Genomic DNA, 18106 nt, shown 5'->3' with positions numbered 1-18106 from the left:
GGGTGTCTCCGGTGCGCGCAGGGCGATCGGAGGCGATTTCAGGCCGGGCCCGTCAGATGGTCGGGACCGCCTGAGCGGCAGGCGTCTGCTGGTGGGCGTTTGGGCGGAGGCGGTCCCGGGTTCGCGAGTCGCGGCCGGCACCGCAAGGGTGCCGGACACGCTCGCTCGCCCCGTTAGTGTGCCGGGACCGGATCCTTTCCCTCAGGCGATGCGAAAATGCTGCCTGCGGCATGTCCAAGTTCGGACAGATCGCCACCGACAATCTCCTCATCCGGAGAGAGGCGGATTCCGACAGTCATTTTCAGGATCAACCAGACAGCGAAGCTGGCGGTGAAGACGAAGGCTCCGATGGCACCGACGCCGACGGCCTGGCCGTAAAAGCTCGCATCGCTATTGGTCAGCGGCACCGCCATCGTGCCCCAGATGCCGGCGAACAAATGCACCGGGATGGCACCGACGACATCGTCGATCCGGACCAGTTCGAGCAATTTGGCACCGAAGGTGGCGATGACCGCGCCGACCGCACCGATCAGGATGGCGTCCATAATGGTTGGCGTGAGCGGCTCTGCCGTGATCGAGACCAGACCGGCCAGCGCACCATTGAGGCAATAGGCGAGATTGGCTTTGCCGCGACCGAGGATGAGCGAGAGCACATAGGCGGTCACGACGCCACCGGCGGCGGCCATATTGGTGTTGGCAAAGACCTGGCTGATGGCGACGGCGTCGGCGGCCGAGCCAAGCGCGAGCTGGGACGCCCCATTGAACCCGAACCAGCCGAACCAGAGCAGGAATGTGCCCAGGGTTGCCAGTGGCAGGGAAGAGGGCTGCATCGGGCTGGCATTGGGTCCGAACCGTCCCGAGCGTGCGCCGAGAAGGATCGCACCAGCCAGGGCGGCCCAGCCACCGGTCGAGTGAACCAGCGTCGAACCGGCAAAGTCGGAGAAGCCGAACTCGGCATCAAGCCAGCCACCGCCCCATTCCCAGGAGCCCTGAATCGGATAAATCGCCGCCGTCAGCACAACGACAAACAGGAAGAATGGCCCGATCTTGACGCGTTCGGCGACGGCGCCGGAGACGATCGAGGCCGTGGTGGCAACGAAGACCATCTGGAAGAACCAGTCGGAGGCCGAGGCATAACCGGTTGAAAGATCGATTTCGGCGTCACCGGTCAGTTCAGACGGGGCCCAGACCGCCGGCATGCCGAAAAATGCGGTCTCCCCGCCATACATGACCTGATAGCCGACAAGGTAGAACATCACCCCGGCAATGGCGTAGAGCGCGATATTCTTGAGGCAGATTGCAGCGGCGTGCTTGGTACGGACGAAACCGACCTCAAGCATGGCGAAACCGGCCGCCATCAGCATGACGAGAAAGCCGCCGATCAGGAAAAGGAGCGTGTTGAAGACAAACGCGGTCTCCTCACTCACCTCGGCCGCAGCCGGTGCCGTGAAGGCCAGACCCGCGCCGATTGCGGCGCAGGCGATAGCTCCCATCGCTCCGTATTTCAATTTGGTGCCACGCATGGCGATCCCCCTTCCAGGTGTGAAATTCCCGATCGGCGTGACGGATTCACGCCGGTGACCGGCCTGCCCCATGGCAGAACAAAAATTTCTCTTGGATCTCGGGTCGTCCTGGGCCCTTGCAGGCCCGGCCCTGGCGCTCGCCAGGCATCTACCCATGATCCGCACTGCCGGTTGGCAGCGGCGGATCCCATGTGTGCGATCTGTGGTCGGGTGCGTTGGTGCACCTCTTGATCTCGTCAGGCTAGAACAGGAAATATTGCATCGCAACATTTTTCTTCAACTTGCCATAATTTGTCAAAAAATCACCGATTACGGATAGTTTTTGACGCAAATGCGCAATTATCTTCTGCGAACTTCGAAAAGACTGGCGTCGGCCGCCGCCAGTAGTTTAATCCACAGAGTCGCGACAAAAAGGATGCCGCCGTCAAATTGCTGCAGCTGCACAAATGAAGGTCAACCTGAATCTCGGGTTTCACTGACAGCCTGTGTCCGACGCCCGAAAATGGGCAGGCTTGCCCGGTTTTGTGGCAGAATCTGGCACCCTCGCGCCCCTGGCGCCAAAAAACATCGCCCCTCCGATCAGGGCAAATTATTGCAGCGCTGAACGCCGCGCTGAGGCCGAACACACATTTTGTGCACATTTATGCTTGCCATAGCGGAAACATCGCGCCACCTTGCACTGCAACACAAGTCAGGAACTGCCCGCGTCATGCGTAACAAGATCACCCATCAGCCGATCTCATCGGCCGCCGTCCTGCCGGACGCGCGGGTGCTCGTCAGCGCACTCCTCCTCGTACTTGTACTTATTCTTACCTCCATAACGGGAGCGGTTTCCGCGCCTGCCAGTTAGCAAACGCAAACTCGGCAGACATGAAAAACCCCGCTCCCGGAACCCGGAGCGGGGTTTTTCGTGTTTGTCACACGGGAAATTCCGATGTCGACCGAACGACCAAAGACTTCAGACACCATCACGCTCGGCGCCGCGCGCGCTCCGGCTCGCGCCATGTTGCGCGCGACCGGCATGTCGGACGCTGATTTCGACAAGCCGATGATCGCGGTGGTCAACACCTGGACCACGGTCACGCCCTGCAATATGCATCTGGCCGACCTGGCCGAACCGGTTCGCGAGGCGATCCGCGCGGCTGGCGGTGTGCCGGTCGACTTCAACACCATCGTCGTTTCCGACGGCATTTCCATGGGCACGCAGGGCATGCGCGCCTCGCTGATCTCACGCGAAGTGATTGCCGACTCCATAGAACTGGCGGTTCGCGGTCATTCCCTGGACGGGGTGATCGTGCTGGTTGGCTGCGACAAGACCATCCCGGCCGCCGCAATGGCGCTGGCGCGGATGGATATCCCCGGCTGTGTCTTGTACGGCGGCACGATCATGCCAGGCCGCCAGGGCGACAAGGATTTGTCGATCCAGGATGTTTTCGAGGCGGTCGGCGCCCATGCCTGTGGGTCGCTGGATGATGCCGGCCTGGCCGAAGTCGAGAAATCCGCCTGCCCCGGCGCCGGTGCCTGCGGCGGCCAGTTCACGGCCAATACGATGGCGATGATCCTGTCGATCATGGGCCTGTCGCCGATGGGAGCCAATGACATTCCCGCACCCCACCCCGACAAGGCTGAAGCGGCCGCGCGCTGCGGCCGGCTGGTTGTCGATCTGGTTAAATCGGACACACGCCCACGCAGCTTCATCACCGAAACCTCCCTGCGCAATGGCGCCATCGCGGCCTCCGCCAGCGGCGGCTCGACCAATGCCATCCTGCACCTGGCGGCCATCGCGGCAGAGGCCGGCGTGCCCTTCTCGATCGATGTATTCGACGAGGTTTCCGCCACCGCGCCGGTCATCACGGATCTGAAGCCGGGCGGACGCTTTCTGGCGCATCACCTCTTCCTGGCGGGCGGCACACGCCTGTTCGGCCAGCGCCTGATGGAAGGCGGCCGCCTGAGCGACGCACCGACCGTGACCGGCAAGACCTTGTTCGAGGAATTCGCCAGCGCGGTTGAATCGCCCGGACAGCGCGTCGTTCGCACCGTCGCCGATCCGGTCAAACCCGATGGCGGCTTCCGCATCCTCTATGGCGACCTGGCGACCGAGGGCTCGGTGCTGAAACTGTCCGGCCACTCCCATACCCGGTTCGAGGGCCCGGCCCGCGTTTTCGAACGCGAGGAAGATGCTTTCGACGCCGTCGAGCACAACCGTATCAAACGCGGCGATGTCATCATCATCCGCAATGAGGGGCCGCGCGGCGGCCCGGGGATGCGCGAAATGCTGGGCATCACGGGCGCCCTGGTTGGCCAGGGCCTGAGCGAACATGTCGCGCTGATCACGGACGGGCGTTTTTCCGGTGCATCCAAGGGCTTCGTCATCGGCCATGTCTGCCCGGAAAGCGTCGAGGGCGGCGCCATCGGCCTGATCCGTGAAGGCGACACCATCTGCATCGACGTCGCCGCCCGCCGCATTGATTGCGATGCCGATCTGGACGCACGCCGCCAGAACTGGACCCCGCCCCTGCCCAATCCGATGGGCAGCGTCTTCACCAAATATTCCCGCCTCGTTTCATCGGCCTCCCAGGGAGCCGTGACGATTGACCCCACCACCACATCATCCTCGCAACAGTCCGAGACCACCCAGGAGAGAAGCGCATGACCACCCCTCAGACACCGACCCGCCGCATGGCGTTCGAGATCGACACGGCCGACTTCAAGTCCAGACCTGTCGCCGTCATCGGCTATGGCAGCCAGGGCCGTGCCCATGCGCTGAACATGAAGGATAGCGGTTGCGATGTGATCGTCGGCGTCCGCCCCGGCGGCAAGGGCGACATCCGCGCCAAGGCCGATGGCCTGCGCACCGCACCGATTGCCGAAGCCGCCAGGGCCGCCTCGCTGATCGCCATTCTGACGCCCGACATGACGCATGAGGCGATCTTCCGCGACGAAATCGCACCGAATATCAGTGCCGGCGATGCCGTCCTGTTCGCGCATGGCTTCACCGTGCATTACGGCCGCATCCAGGCTCCCGACGGTGTCGACATTATCCTCGTCGCACCAAAGGGCCCGGGCGATCTGGTGCGCCGCGAATTCGAACGCGGCCGCGGCGTGCCCTGCCTGTTCGCCATCCATCAGGATGCCACCGGCAAGGCGCGGGATCGCGCCCTGAGCTATACCGCCTGTATCGGCGGCTCCACCGCCGGCGTGATCGAGACCAGCTTCGCCGAAGAGACCGAGACCGATCTGTTCGGCGAACAGGCCGTGTTGTGCGGCGGCGCCACTGAACTGGTTCTGGCCGGTTACGAGACGCTGACCGAGGCCGGCTACCAGCCGGAAGTCGCCTATTTCGAATGCATGCACGAGCTCAAGCTGATCGTTGACCTCCTCTATGAGGGCGGGCTCGCCAAGATGCATGAATTCATCTCGGAGACCGCGATCTATGGCGATCTGCGCTCGGGCCCTCGCGTCATCAATGCCGAGACCAAGGCGCGAATGAAAGAGGTTCTCACCGACATCCAGGACGGCACCTTCGCCCGCGACTGGATCATGGAGAACCAGGCCGGCAAGCCGCAATACAACGCCCTGCTGCGCAAGGATCTCGAACATCCGATCGAAAAAACCGGGGCCGCGCTGCGCTCGGAAATGCCGTGGCTGCAAGCCGGCTCCAACACCTGAACACCCCTGTCTGGACCTGAAAATGACTATGCTGTCGACCCTGCCAAAGACCGAAACCACCGCCCAGGAACGCACCCGTAATACCGGTGCGCACCTGGTGGTGCGGACACTGGAAAAACTCGGTGTGACCCGGATTTTCGGTTATCCGGGTGGTGCGATCATGCCCGTCTACGACGCGTTGACAGGCTCAAGCCTGCAGCATGTTCTGGTCCGCCATGAACAGGCGGCGGCCTTTGCCGCTGACGCCCAGGCCCGCATCACCGGCAAGGCCGGCGTCTGCCTCGCCACGTCAGGGCCAGGCGCGACCAATCTGCTGACCGGCATCGCCAATGCCTATATGGACTCCGTTCCGATGGTCATTCTGACCGGTCAGGTTCCCTCCGGCCTGATGGGTACGGACGCCTTCCAGGAAGTCGATGTCTTCGGCATGACGCTGCCGGTGGTGAAGCATTCCATCATCATCCGGGACGCCAACCGTATCCCCGAATTGATCGAGGAAGCCTTCCGGATCGCCGAAGAAGGCCGCCCCGGCCCGGTGCTGATCGACTTGCCCAAGGATGTGTTACAGGCCGAGGCATTTCCGCCTTCCCCCGGCGCGCCTCGCCCTGCAGCAAAGCCGTTGCTTGCCTCCACCCCCTTACTGGACGCGGCAACGGTTTTGCTGGCCCAGGCCCGACGTCCGGTCCTGTATATCGGCGGCGGCGTCGGACTGGGCGGAGCAATCGAGCCCCTGCGCGATTTCATGGCCCGCACCGGCATTCCCGCCGTCGCCACCTTGAAAGGACTGGGCACACCTCACCCCGATGCGCTGAACTTCCTTGGCATGCTCGGGATGCACGGCACGCGGACGGCCAATATGGCGGTCAATGAGAGCGATCTCCTGGTCTGCGTCGGCGCCCGTTTTGACGACCGCGCCACCGGCAAGCCGGACACGTTCGCGCCCGATGCCCGCATTATCCATATCGATGGCGATCCGGCGGAGATCGGCAAGTTGCGCTGGGCCGATGTCGCCATGAATTGCGATATCGCCGATGCTTTGACGCGTCTCGATCCGGGCTATCTGGCTATCGAGGACTGGCGCCAGACCTGTGCGGCCCGGCTGACCGCCTTCGCCTTCGATTACGACGCCCCTGGCTCGGGCATTTTCGCACCGGCCCTGTTGAAGCAATTATCCGAAGCCGCCGGCGATAAATTCATCGCCGCCTGTGATGTCGGCCAGCACCAGATGTGGGTGGCGCAGCATTGCCGCTTCGCACAGCCTTCCAGCCATCTGACCAGCGCCGGACTGGGCGCGATGGGCTATGGCCTGCCGGCCGGGATCGGCGCGGCAATGGAACGGCCCGACATGAAGGTCGTCACCATTACCGGCGATGGCTCGATCATGATGAATATCCAGGAATTGGCGACGGCACGCCGCTATGGCGTGCCGATCAGGATCCTGCTGCTCGACAATGGCACGCTGGGTCTGGTCCGGCAGTGGCAGGAGTATTTCTTCGAGCAGAATTTCTCCGAGATTGACCTCTACGACAATCCTGACTTCGCCGAAGTCGCCCGCGCTTTCGGCGTTGAATCCTTCACCGTGCATTCGCGCGATGAAGTGCCCGGCGCCATCGACCGCCTGTTGCGGTCACGCGGCCCGATCCTGGCGCATGTCCTGATCGATCCCCGCGAAAACGTCTGGCCGCTCGTGCCGCCCGGCGCATCCAATGCTGACATGATGGAGAATTGACCATGAGCAACACGCTGAACATCGAAATTTTCGAAACCGAAGGTGCGCTCGTGCGGCTTATCGGACTGATCGAGCGCCGTGGCTTCGTCATTTCCTCCATGGCGATGTCAGCACCGAGTAATGGCAGCGCGCGGGTCACGGTCGATGTCGACGCCCGCGGCGGTGCACGCCAGATCGATGTGCTGACGCGGCAGATCGAACGCCTGTTCGATGTGCACGCTGTTTCCCGCACCCCCGCCGCCGAAGCCCTGGACTTTGCTGCCGGCCTGGCACCTGCCACTGCAAGCGAATGGAGGGCAGAATGTCCAAGCCAACCCTGATGCGCGCGCCCAAGGCGCAGGATCGTGTCCATATCTTCGACACCACGCTGCGCGATGGCGAACAGGCCCCCGGTTTTTCGATGTCGCCCTCGGAGAAACTCGAGGTCGCCCGCATGTTGGAGCGCGTCCGCGTCGACACGATCGAGGCCGGTTTTGCCGCTGCGTCGCCGGGTGATAGCGAAGCCATCCGCCTGATCGCCTCGGAAATCACCGGGCCAACCATTTGTTCGCTGGCCCGGGCCGGTGAGGCTGATGTCGATGCAGCCGCGCGGGCCCTGGAGCCGGCCCGGCGCAAACGCCTGCACGTCTTCCTCGCCACCAGCCCGATCCACCGCGAAGCCAAGCTGAAAATGTCCCGGCTGGAAGTCCTGCGCGCGATCGAGAAAGCGTTGGTGCATGCGCGCGGCCGTTTCGACGAGATTGAATTTTCCGCCGAGGATGCGCTGCGCACCGAGCCTGACTTCCTGATTGAGGCCATGAGCTGCGCCGCCTCATTCGGCGCCGATGTTCTCAATGTGCCCGACACGGTCGGCGTCAGTGAACCCGGCGAGATCCGGGCCCTGTTTGCCAGCCTGGCCCAAAAAGTCGTGCGGCCCGAGCATGTGATTTTCTCGGCCCATTGCCACAACGATCTCGGCCTGGCCGTCGCCAACAGCCTCGCCGCCGTCCAGGGTGGGGCGCGTCAGATCGAGTGCTCAATCAATGGCATCGGCGAACGCGCCGGCAATTGCTCGCTGGAGGAAGTCGTGATGGCGCTCAGGGTGCGCGCCGATATCTTTGGTGTCGACACGCATCTGGACACGACCGGTCTGTGGCCAGCGAGCCAGAAACTGACCCGGGTGACGGGTGCGGCCCTGTCACCGAACAAGGCGATTGTCGGCAAGAACGCCTTTTCCCATGAGGCCGGCATTCACCAGCACGGCATGCTGTCGGACCGGCGCACCTATGAAATCATGACACCGGAGAGCGTTGGCTCGCCGGGCAGCGCCCTGGTACTGGGCAAGCATTCAGGCAAGCACGCCCTGACCCAACGCCTGTCACAACTGGGTTATCAGCCCGATCCGGACACGCTCAACACCACCTTCATCGCCTTCAAGGCCTATGCCGATGAACATGGCGAAGCGACCGATGCCGATCTGGTGGCGTTGATGGAGCAACGCTCCCAAAGCGGTTGCCAATGGACGGTGTTGCGCACCGAATTGCGCACGACGACGGGGCCGAAACCGCAGCAATTCGCCCGCGTGGAGCTGGAGCATCCCGAACGCGGCCGCGTCTCCGACATTGCGTCCGGCGACGGGCCAATGGCCTCGGCCTTTGCCGCCGTTCAGCGCATTACCGGCACGACCGCCACAGTCATCGGCCTGGAAACGCGGCTGGTGAATTCGCCGGCCGGCCGCGATTTCGTTGCCGAAATCCGGCTCGATCTCAACGGCAAACACGTCTCCGGTCGTGCCCGCGGCCCGGATGTCGTCACCGCAGCAATCGATGCCTTCTTGTTTACGCTCGACCGGGGTCAAGCCTTTGACACGACCGGCGAAGCTCACCCCCAACCGGCAATCGCCGTCTGACCAGGAGAAATATCATGGCAATTCAGGAAACCGATTTCATCTGGCGCAATGGCGAGCTGGTCGACTGGCACGATGCCCAGACGCATGTGCTCAGCCATGCCCTGCATTACGGCACCTCCGTTTTCGAGGGCATTCGCTGTTACGACACGCCGAACGGACCACAGATCTTCCGGCTGAAGGAACATGTGCGGCGGCTGTTTGATTCCGCGCGCGTCTATCACATGCCGCTGCCCTATACCGAGGCCGAGCTGGAGGAAGCCTGCAAGCAGGTCATCCGATGCAACCGGCTGAAGGACGCCTATATCCGCCCCGTGGCCTTCTTCGGATATGGCGGGATCGGCGTTCTGCCGGGCAAGGACACCAAAATCGAAGTCTGCATCGCGGCCTTCCCCTGGGGTGCCTATCTCGGCGAGGAGGCCCTGACCCAGGGCGTCAATTGCTGCATTTCCAGCTGGAACCGCCCGGCGCCGAACACCATCCCGACCGGCGCCAAGGCTGGCGGCAATTACCTGTCTTCGGTGTTGATCAGCCATGAAGCGCATTCGCGCGGCTTTGATGAAGGCATTGGGCTGGACGTCAATGGCCTGGTCTCCGAAGGCGCCGGCGAGAATATCTTCGTCGTCTCCGATGGTATCATCCGCACGCCGCCGACCTCGGCCTCCATCCTGTCGGGCCTGACGCGCGATGCGGTGATCAAGCTGGCCGAGGCGGAAGGCTATGATGTGCGAGAACAGACCCTGTCGCGCGAAAGCCTCTATGTCGCCGACGAGATCTTCTTCACCGGCACGGCTGCGGAAATCACGCCGGTGCGCTCGGTCGATGGTCATATCGTGCGCTGCGAGGGCCGCGGCCCGATTGCCGAGCTGATGCAGAAACGCTTCTTCGGCCTGTTCTCGGGCGAAACCCCGGATCGTCATGGCTGGCTGCACCCGGCCCATGGCAATGGCATGGAGGTCCAGCATGTCGCCTGACGACAGCACGCCGCGTTCCCTGTTCGACAAGGTCTGGGATGCCCACCAGGTCAAGGCGGAAACCGCCGAAACTCCCGGCGTGCTTTATATCGACCTGCACCTGATCCACGAGGTCACCTCGCCCCAGGCCTTCTCGGCGCTGGCGGCGCGGGGCCTCAAGGTGCGCCGTCCGGACCGCACCCTGGCGACGATCGATCACTCGACGCCAACGCTGGACTTCAAGGCCGGCGAGGCGCCGCCCTATGCCACCAGGGCGGCGCAGCTGCAGGTCGAGAGGCTCGAAGTCAATGCGGCCTCCAATTCCATCCCGCTGCATGGCTGGGGCAGCGAATATCGCGGTGTTGTCCATGTAATGGGCCCGGAGCTCGGCGCGACCCAGCCGGGCATGACCGTGGTGTGCGGCGACAGCCATACCGCCACTCATGGCGCCTTCGGAGCGCTCGCTTTCGGCATTGGTACGACCGAGGTCGGCCATGTTCTGGCCAGCCAGTGCCTGTTGCAGCGCAAGCCGAAATCCCTGCGCGTCACCGTCAATGGCCGCCCCGGCCGCGGCGTATCGGCCAAGGATATCGTGCTGGCGATCATTGCCCGCCTCGGCATTGATGGCGGCACGGGGAGCGTGATCGAATATGCCGGCGAGGCGATCGAGGCGCTCGACATGGAAGGCCGGATGACGGTCTGCAACATGTCGATCGAGGCCGGTGCCCGCGCCGGCATGATCGCGCCGGACGAAACAACCTTTGCCTGGCTGAAAGGCCGCAAGCTCGCCCCCAAGGGCGCCGCCTGGGACGAGGCGGTGACACGCTGGTCACAGCTCGCCAGCGATCCCGGTGCCCGTTTTGATCGCGAGATCGAGATGGATGCCAGCGAGATCGCCCCGATGGTCACCTGGGGCACGGCGCCCGATACCGGGATTTCGATTGGCGGCCACGTGCCCGATGCCCGCTCGGCCTCGCACCAGAAAGCGCTCGACTATATGCAGTTCGAGGCCGGACAGCCGATTGCCGGCACCAAGGTCAATCAGGTCTTCATCGGCTCGTGCACCAATTCGCGCATCACCGATCTGCGCCAGGCGGCCGAAATCATGCGTGGACGCCAGGTCGCTCCCGGTGTCAGGGCGCTTGTTGTTCCCGGTTCGGTCCAGGTGCGCCAGCAAGCGGAGGCCGAAGGGCTCGACCAGATTTTCGTCGCCGCCGGCGCGCAATGGCGTCAGCCGGGCTGCTCCATGTGTATCGCCATGAATGGCGATCGTGGCGAGGCCGGCGAGCTGGTGGTCTCGACTTCCAACCGCAATTTCGAAGGCCGCCAGGGTCCCGGCGCACGCACCGTGCTGGCCAGCCCGGCGACCGCCGCGGCGGCAGCGGTGACCGGTCTCATCACCGATCCACGCAGCCTGATGGAGCCCGCCCATGTCTGACAATCCGGCCAGCCTGGCCCATCTGCACAGCCGCACCTTCCTGTTGCCGCAGGAGGATATCGATACCGACCAGATCATCCCGGCGCGTTTCCTGACGACCACGACACAGGATGGCCTCGGCAAGCTGGCCTTCCATGACTGGCGCTATGACGAGGACGGCAAGGCGCGCGATGATTGCGCCCTCAATACGCTCGATACCGGCGAATTCGCCATCCTCGTGGCCGGGCGCAATTTCGGGTGCGGCTCCTCGCGTGAACATGCGCCCTGGGCACTGCATGATTTCGGCGTTCGCGCCGTCATCTCCAGCGAAATTGCCGATATCTTCCGCTCCAATGCGGCGAAGAATAATATCGTCCCCATCCTCGCCCCGCCTCATTCCCATGCCTGGCTGCTCGAGCATGAGGGGGTGGAAGTGAAGATCGATCTGGAACGGCAATATGTCGATCTGGGCAATGGCCCCGGCTTTCATTTCGAGATCGAACCCTTCGCCAAGCATTGCCTGATCGAGGGCACGGATCCGCTCGGATTCCTGCTCTCGCACAGCGACGACATCACAGCTTACGAGGCCTGCAGCGCATGAGAACCTATTCAATCGTCCTCCTGCCCGGCGACGGGATCGGACCGGAAGTCACCGCCGTTGCCCGTGCGGCAATGGAAAGCGTGGCGGCCCTGTCCGGCTTTGCCCTCAAATTCTCCGAGCACGCTTTTGGCGGTGCCTCGATCGACCGGTTTGGCGAGCCGCTGACCGCTGAAACGCTGAGAGCCTGCCAGGCCAGCGATGCCATCTTCCTCGGCGCCGTGGGCGGGCCGAAATGGGACAAGGCCGCCTCACGCCCCGAAGCCGGCCTCCTGGGCTTGCGCAAGGCCTTGCAGGTCTATTCCAATCTTCGCCCTGTCAGCGTGCATCCGGCGCTGGCCGGCAAGTCCCCTTTGCGGGCCGAACTGGTCGCCGGTGTCGACATGCTGATCGTGCGCGAGCTGACGGGCGGGATTTATTTCGGCGCCCGGCAGAAGCGCGAGGATTATGCCAGCGATGAGTGCGCATACAGCCGCGCCGAGATTGAACGCGTCGCGCATATCGCCTTTCAGCAGGCGCGTTTGCGACGAGGCAAGCTGATGTCGGTCGACAAGGCCAATGTGCTGGAAACCAGCCGTCTGTGGCGGCGCGTCGTCTCCGAGATGGGCGCCAGAACCTATCCCGATATCGAGCTCGGCCACATGTATGTCGACGCCGCGGCGATGCATTTGCTGCGCGACCCGGCCTCATTCGATGTCGTGCTGACGGAGAATATGTTCGGCGATATCCTGTCCGACGAGGCCTCCATGCTGCCCGGCTCGATCGGCCTGCTCGGCTCGGCCTCGCTCGGTGACACGCGCCCCGGTGTGTTCGAGCCGATCCATGGCTCGGCGCCCGATATCGCCGGCCAGGACGAGGCCAACCCGTTTGGCGCGATTGAGAGCGTGGCGCAATTATTCGAGGCCGGACTGGGCGAAACCGAAGCCGCAGCCCGCCTGCGAGCGGCCGTCGGCGCGATGCACGAAGCCGGCGACTGGACCGGCGATCTCGGCGGCACGCTGACCTGTTCGGAGGCCGGCATCCGCCTGATCCAGCATCTCGAGCGCCAACCGGCGATGGCGGCGGGTTAGCGGCGGCGGGACATCCGGGACTTTTCCCGGAAATCGGGAAATTCGACTGCTACTACGACGACTATTATGACCGGCTCACAGTGGCGGGCAAATGTCTGGGCCGGCGCGTGGCCGGAGGCGGGGTGGGGGGTTCACGGGTTCAAAGAGCCTGGGGATTGTCGCATGGGTCCGGCGGGTCGGGGATAAAGGGGCGTGCCCCCCGTCATCCGCGCCATCTTTGCCGCTACATCGCCAGCCAGACCAGCAAGCCAACCCCCAGCGCGACGCGATAGAGCACGAAGGGCAGGAAGCCGATACGGTCGACGAGGCGCATCAGGACAGCGATCGCGCCCAGCGCCGAGATGAAGGACAGGGCGGCGACGATGAGGCCGTCATTGAGCTGTGTGGTGGCTTCAGTTTCGGCCATCAGGCGGATGACGGAGACGATAGCAAAGGCGACGATGACCGGGATTGACATCAGCATGGAGAAGCGGGCGCTCTCGCTGCGGCCAAGGCCGAGGGCGCGGCCGGCAGTCATTGTGACGCCGGAGCGCGAGGCGCCGGGGATCAGGGCGATCGCTTGGGCCAGACCGATCAGGGCGGCATCCCTGAAACTCATGGTCTCGATCGATTTGACGCTGCGGCCATAGCGGTCAGCCAGCCAGAGCGGCAGGGCAAAGACCAGGGTCGAGATCGCGATCACCATTGGCGAGCGCAGCGCGTCGATCAGATCGAAGGCGAACAGCGCGCCGCCGAAAATCAGCACCGGCGGCAGCGAGGCCGCGACCAGCAGAGCCAGACGCCCTCCCGGCGTGACCCGGCCGGTGAGCAGGGCAAATTTGCCGATCGCGACATCGCGGATGTCGCGCCAGAAATAGACCAGCACGGCCAACAAGGTGCCGGCATGCGCCATGACATCGATCAGCGGCCCCTGATCGGCTTCGCCCAGCAAGGTGGGCGTCAGGATCAGGTGCGCCGAGGAGCTGATCGGCAGGAATTCGGTGATACCCTGAATCAGGGCGAGGACGACGAGGTGGATCAGGGTCATGAGGGCCGTTTTGCTGGATTGGGCGGCATATTCGATCACTTGCGGTAACTTGGCCAGTGGATTGTCACGCGTCCGTCCGGCGCGGGTGGGGGTGGCAGCATGAAGGTCTGGATCGACACGGATGGCGGCATCGATGATGCGCTGGCGCTGGCCTGTGCGTTCGCCGCGCCGCGCCTTGAACTGGCCGGGATCTCGACCGTGTTCGGCAATGTTGCGCCGCGCAAGGCGGCCCGCAATGCGGCGCTGGTGCAATCCTTCTTCGAGCCGCCACATGTCGGCATCAGCGTCGGGGCGACTGCTCCCCTGACCGGACACTGGCGCGATGCCCGCATCATCCATGGCGAGGACGGGCTGGGCGGTGCCAGTTCCGGCCATGTACTGGGCTATGAAATCGGCCATGTGCATGAGGACGGGCCGGAGATCTGCGCCCGGCATATCGCCGGCTTTGCCCGCAGGACCGGTGCGGACGGCGCGCTGGTCTGCCTCGGTCCGCTGACCAATCTCGCTATCGCGCTGCGCCGGGAGCCCGACGCCTTTGCCGGGCTCGGCCAGATCGTCTGTATGGGCGGCGCCTTGAGCATTCCGCGCTCGCGGCGCGGCACGGTGGAGTTCAATTTTGGCTCAGACCTGGAAGCGGTGCGTGGTGTGCTGGCGGCCGCGCCGCGCCTGACCGTGATTCCCCTCGACACTTGCCGCCAGGTCGTATTGCGCCGGGCGCGTCTGGCCGTGATAGCCGAGCGTTCGGGGTCACCGCTGACGCATTTCCTGCAACGGGCGCACAACCATTATATGGACCGCTACCGCGCCAGTGACGGCATTGATGGCTGCTACCCGCATGATACGCTCGCCATCGCGGCAGTGGCCGCGCCCGGCATGTTCCGCTTCCAGACCCTGGCGCTGGAATTGTCTGATGATGCCAGCTTTCCCGGCCTGTTGCGCGAAAGCGGCCAGGGCCGGTCCGTACAAATCGCGACCAGGGTCGATCAGCGCGCGGCGCTGGACTGGATCGAGGCGTGTATTTGCGCGCCCGCGCCGCATTGACGCGCCTTGTCAGTGCGCCATAAAGCTGGCTGAGAGGTTTTACATCATGCCCCACGATCTTTCCCACGATTCCGGCGGTCCCGGCCGCCTGGCACCAGCCGAGGCGCGCCGCGTCACCGGTCTGGCGACCTCGGCCTCCGTGGCCGTCGCCGTGGTGCTGGTCGTGACCAAGGCAGTGGTCTGGTATCTGTCCGGCTCGGTCGCCCTGCTCGCCTCACTGGCCGATAGCGCGCTGGATCTGACCGCCTCGCTGACCGTCCTGTTCGCCGTGCGCTATGCCGCCGAACCAGCCGATGCCGAACACCGTTACGGGCACGGCAAGGCGGAGGCTTTTGCCGGCGTGATGCAGGCAATTTTCGTGGCGGCCTCGGCCGCGTTGCTGTTCCGCGAGGGCATTCAACACGTATTCGAGCCCGTGCAGATCGAGGCCAGTGGCTGGGCGCTGGCTGTCATGGTCCTGTCGATCGTTCTGACCATCGGCCTGGTCATCATCCAGACGCGGGCGGTGGAGCAGACCGGCTCGATCGCGGTCGAGGGCGACCGGGCGCATTACTATTCCGATCTCGGCGCCAATCTGGCCGTCATGGCCGGTATTGCCGGCTCGGTCTATCTCGGCTGGCTCTGGCTCGACGCGGCTGTGGCGCTCGGCGTTGCCCTCTGGCTCGGCATCACCGCCTGGGGCGTCGCCAAGGGTGCGCTCGATCAGTTGATGGACCGCGAATTGCCCGATGAGGAGCGTGAGCGCATCCGCCAGATCGCGCTCGGCGAGGATCCGCGCATTATCGACCTGCATCAATTGCGCACGCGGGCTTCGGGGCCCCTGGTGCACATCCAGTTCCATCTCGGCCTGCCCGCCGATCTCAGCCTGCGCGAGGCGCACGAAATCGAGGTCGAGTGCGAGCGGCGCCTGATGGCGGTCTACCCGGCCGCTGACATCATGATCCATGCCGACCCGCACGGAGCCGCCGAGCCGCACGGCACCGCTTTCTTCCGCGCCGGGCTTGCACCCAATCATGAACATTAGTCGTTAAGTGAAACCGGATTAACCTGACGCCATGCGCGTTCTCCATTTCTGGCCCCTCGATCCCTTCTCGCGCCAGGTCCGTGTGGCCCTCGACGAGAAATCCCTGAAGCACCAGCTTCAGCTCGAGACGCCGTGGGAGCATGCCGACCATCTGCAATCGCTCAACCCGGCCGGCACCACGCCTGTCCTGGTGGACGAATCCGGCGGCGGCCGCCGCGTCATCATCGAAACCCGCGCGATCCTGGAATATCTCGAGGAGACCTCGCCGAGCCCCTGCCTCCTGCCCGGCGGGCCAGCCGACCGCGCCGAAGCGCGCCGCCTGATGGACTGGTTCGACCGCAAGTTCGACGGCGAGGTGAATGCCTATCTCCTGCACGAAAAACTGGAAAAACGCGTCCAGGGCCTCGGCTCGCCCGACCCGGCCGCCATCCGCCAGGGCCGCGAGCATTTGCGCTGGCATCTCGACCACATGGCCTGGCTGCTGGAGAGCCGCGATGGCCTCGCCGGCCCGCGCTACACGCTGGCTGATATCGCCGCGGCGGCGCACCTGTCCTGCGTCGATTATCTCGGCGATGTCCCCTGGGACGAGTTCGAGCCGGTCAAGCAATGGTATCTGCGCGTCAAATGCCGCCCCGCCTTCCGCGGCCTGCTTACCGACAAGCTTCCCGGCACCCAGCCTTCGGAGCATTATGCGGATCTGGATTTCTAAGCGAGCCAATCATGGACGCCGACACCGTCAAATCCCTCGCCCTCGCCTCGGGCTTCACCGAAGCGCGCATCTGCCGGGCTGATGATGCCTGGACCGCCGGCGAGCGGCTGGCGGAGTTCGTGGCGCAGGGGCAGCATGGCTCAATGGCCTGGATGGAGGATACGCTGGCGCGGCGCCAGCATCCGACCGCGATGTGGCCAGACGCGAAATCGGCCGTGGTGGTCGGGCTCAATTACGGACCTGATATCGACCCGCTCGCGGCGCTGGAGCGCAAGTCCGAGGGCGTGATCTCGGTCTATGCGAGAAACACCGATTATCACGACCTGATGAAGAAGCGGCTGAAGCATTTCGCCCGCGCCTTCGTGGACAAGACCGGTGCCGAGGTGAAGGTTTTCGTCGACACCGCGCCGCTGATGGAGAAACCGCTCGCGGCCAAGTCCGGTATGGGCTGGCAGGGCAAGCACACCAATCTGGTCAGCCGGGAACACGGCTCCTGGCTGTTTCTCGGCGTCATGCTGACGGCGGCCGAGCTGGAGCCCGATGCGCCGGAAACCGATCATTGCGGCTCATGCACGTCCTGTCTCGATATCTGCCCGACCAAGGCTTTCCCCGGCCCCTATAAACTCGATGCGCGGCGCTGCATCTCCTATCTGACGATCGAACATAAGGGCCCGATCCCGCTCGAGTTTCGCGCCGCGATGGGTAATCGGATCTATGGCTGCGATGATTGTCTCGCCGTTTGCCCGTGGAACAAGTTCGCCGCGGTGACGGCGGAGATGGCCTTCCATCCGCGTCCGGAACTCAAGGGGCCGCTGCTGAGCGAGCTCGCCGCGCTGGATGATGAGAGCTTCCGCCAGGTCTTCACCGCTTCGCCGGTAAAGCGGATCGGCCGGGGCCGCTTCGTGCGCAATGTGATGATCGCGATCGGCAATTCGCAGGATCTGACCCTGCTGCCCGCTGTGCGCGCCAACGTCCAGGACGAAGACGCCATGGTGCGCGGCGCTGCCATCTGGGCCCTGTCGCAACTGGCACCGCAAGAGGCGCATGCGCTCGCCATGGCCGGTTCGGGGGATGAGGCGGATGCCGGTGTACTTTCCGAATGGCGCAGCGTGCTGGCGGCGGACGCGGCCGGCTAGGGCGTGGACTCCATAGCGCGCATCCAAATTCGGGCTGAGGCGAGCGCGAGGGCGGCCATGAAATTGTCGGCGTGTTTTTCGAAGCGTGTGGCGATGCGGCGGAACTGTTTGAGTTTGCAGAAGAAGCGCTCGACCAGATTGCGCTGACGGTAAAGGCTCGGAGGGACGCTGCGCTGGATGCGAACCCGGCTCTGGGTGGGGATATGCGCCTCGCCGCCGCGGTCCCGGACAAAATTCACGAGCGCCATGCTGTCATAACCTCGGTCGGCGATCACACATCCGGGCGGCAAGGCACCGAGGAGTTGGGGCGCAATCGTTTTGTCCG

The 18106-nt window shown here is 64.2% G+C and carries 16 protein-coding genes; 13 read left to right on the top strand and 3 right to left on the bottom strand.

What is annotated here, in order from left to right; translation table 11 throughout:
- Positions 1–173: 173 nt before the first annotated feature.
- Entirely contained in the window at positions 174–1523 is a 1350-nt protein-coding gene (locus BLT42_RS14005) for an ammonium transporter family protein (RefSeq protein ID WP_091771813.1), read from the bottom strand.
- Positions 1524–2457: 934 nt separating this feature from the next.
- Here BLT42_RS14005 and ilvD point away from each other — a divergent pair.
- From ilvD to leuB, 9 genes are read left to right on the top strand one after another with little or no spacing between them, the layout of a single operon-like run.
- Positions 2458–4176 carry a dihydroxy-acid dehydratase gene (gene ilvD, locus BLT42_RS14000; RefSeq protein WP_091771794.1) on the top strand — a complete coding sequence of 573 codons (1719 nt, stop codon included), beginning with the start codon at positions 2458–2460 and terminating at the stop codon, positions 4174–4176.
- Positions 4173–5192 (top strand): ketol-acid reductoisomerase, encoded by a 1020-nt coding sequence (gene ilvC / locus BLT42_RS13995; protein ID WP_176780376.1) that lies wholly within the window; start codon positions 4173–4175, stop codon positions 5190–5192. The genes ilvD and ilvC overlap by 4 nt, the downstream gene beginning before the upstream one ends.
- A 28-nt stretch (positions 5193–5220) precedes the next feature.
- Positions 5221–6921: an acetolactate synthase 2 catalytic subunit gene (gene ilvG, locus BLT42_RS13990; protein WP_091771792.1), complete on the top strand. Its 1701-nt coding sequence runs from the start codon at positions 5221–5223 to the stop codon at positions 6919–6921.
- Between the two features lie 2 nt (positions 6922–6923).
- A complete protein-coding gene (locus BLT42_RS13985; protein ID WP_091771791.1) occupies positions 6924–7241 on the top strand; it encodes an ACT domain-containing protein in 318 nt (105 codons plus the stop codon).
- On the top strand, positions 7223–8809 hold the full coding sequence (locus tag BLT42_RS13980) for a 2-isopropylmalate synthase (RefSeq protein ID WP_091771790.1): 1587 nt from the start codon (positions 7223–7225) through the stop codon (positions 8807–8809). The genes BLT42_RS13985 and BLT42_RS13980 overlap by 19 nt, the downstream gene beginning before the upstream one ends.
- A gap of 14 nt (positions 8810–8823) precedes the next feature.
- Complete coding sequence (locus BLT42_RS13975; protein ID WP_091771789.1) at positions 8824–9780, top strand: branched-chain amino acid transaminase; 957 nt, start codon at positions 8824–8826, stop codon at positions 9778–9780.
- A complete protein-coding gene (gene leuC / locus BLT42_RS13970) occupies positions 9770–11197 on the top strand; it encodes a 3-isopropylmalate dehydratase large subunit (RefSeq protein ID WP_091771788.1) in 1428 nt (475 codons plus the stop codon). The genes BLT42_RS13975 and leuC overlap by 11 nt, the downstream gene beginning before the upstream one ends.
- Positions 11190–11777 carry a 3-isopropylmalate dehydratase small subunit gene (gene leuD, locus BLT42_RS13965; protein ID WP_091771787.1) on the top strand — a complete coding sequence of 196 codons (588 nt, stop codon included), beginning with the start codon at positions 11190–11192 and terminating at the stop codon, positions 11775–11777. The genes leuC and leuD overlap by 8 nt, the downstream gene beginning before the upstream one ends.
- Positions 11774–12844 carry a 3-isopropylmalate dehydrogenase gene (leuB, locus tag BLT42_RS13960; RefSeq protein ID WP_091771786.1) on the top strand — a complete coding sequence of 357 codons (1071 nt, stop codon included), beginning with the start codon at positions 11774–11776 and terminating at the stop codon, positions 12842–12844. Before leuD ends, leuB begins: the two co-directional genes overlap by 4 nt.
- Before the next feature lie 223 nt (positions 12845–13067).
- Here leuB and BLT42_RS13955 read toward each other — a convergent pair whose 3' ends face one another.
- On the bottom strand, positions 13068–13871 hold the full coding sequence (locus BLT42_RS13955; RefSeq protein ID WP_091771812.1) for an undecaprenyl-diphosphate phosphatase: 804 nt from the start codon (positions 13869–13871) through the stop codon (positions 13068–13070).
- 99 nt (positions 13872–13970) lie between these two features.
- On the opposite strand from BLT42_RS13955, the gene BLT42_RS13950 reads away from it, so the two are divergent.
- From BLT42_RS13950 to queG, 4 genes are read left to right on the top strand one after another with little or no spacing between them, the layout of a single operon-like run.
- On the top strand, positions 13971–14912 hold the full coding sequence (locus BLT42_RS13950) for a nucleoside hydrolase (RefSeq protein WP_091771785.1): 942 nt from the start codon (positions 13971–13973) through the stop codon (positions 14910–14912).
- A gap of 46 nt (positions 14913–14958) precedes the next feature.
- A complete protein-coding gene (locus tag BLT42_RS13945; protein WP_091771784.1) occupies positions 14959–15936 on the top strand; it encodes a cation diffusion facilitator family transporter in 978 nt (325 codons plus the stop codon).
- Between the two features lie 31 nt (positions 15937–15967).
- A complete protein-coding gene (fzlA, locus tag BLT42_RS13940; RefSeq protein ID WP_091771783.1) occupies positions 15968–16645 on the top strand; it encodes an FtsZ-binding protein FzlA in 678 nt (225 codons plus the stop codon).
- 11 nt (positions 16646–16656) lie between these two features.
- Complete coding sequence (gene queG / locus BLT42_RS13935; protein WP_091771782.1) at positions 16657–17781, top strand: tRNA epoxyqueuosine(34) reductase QueG; 1125 nt, start codon at positions 16657–16659, stop codon at positions 17779–17781.
- Here the strand turns inward: queG and BLT42_RS13930 are convergent.
- Positions 17778–18056 (bottom strand): transposase, encoded by a 279-nt coding sequence (locus BLT42_RS13930; RefSeq protein WP_233342520.1) that lies wholly within the window; start codon positions 18054–18056, stop codon positions 17778–17780. The genes queG and BLT42_RS13930 overlap by 4 nt on opposite strands.
- Positions 18057–18106: the final 50 nt, after the last annotated feature.

Origin of the sequence: Maricaulis salignorans, assembly GCF_900103475.1 — a bacterium.
Classification (GTDB): domain Bacteria; phylum Pseudomonadota; class Alphaproteobacteria; order Caulobacterales; family Maricaulaceae; genus Maricaulis; species Maricaulis salignorans.
The sequence above is the reverse complement of the archived record's forward strand: the minus strand, read 5'-3'. Positions and strand labels throughout refer to the sequence as shown.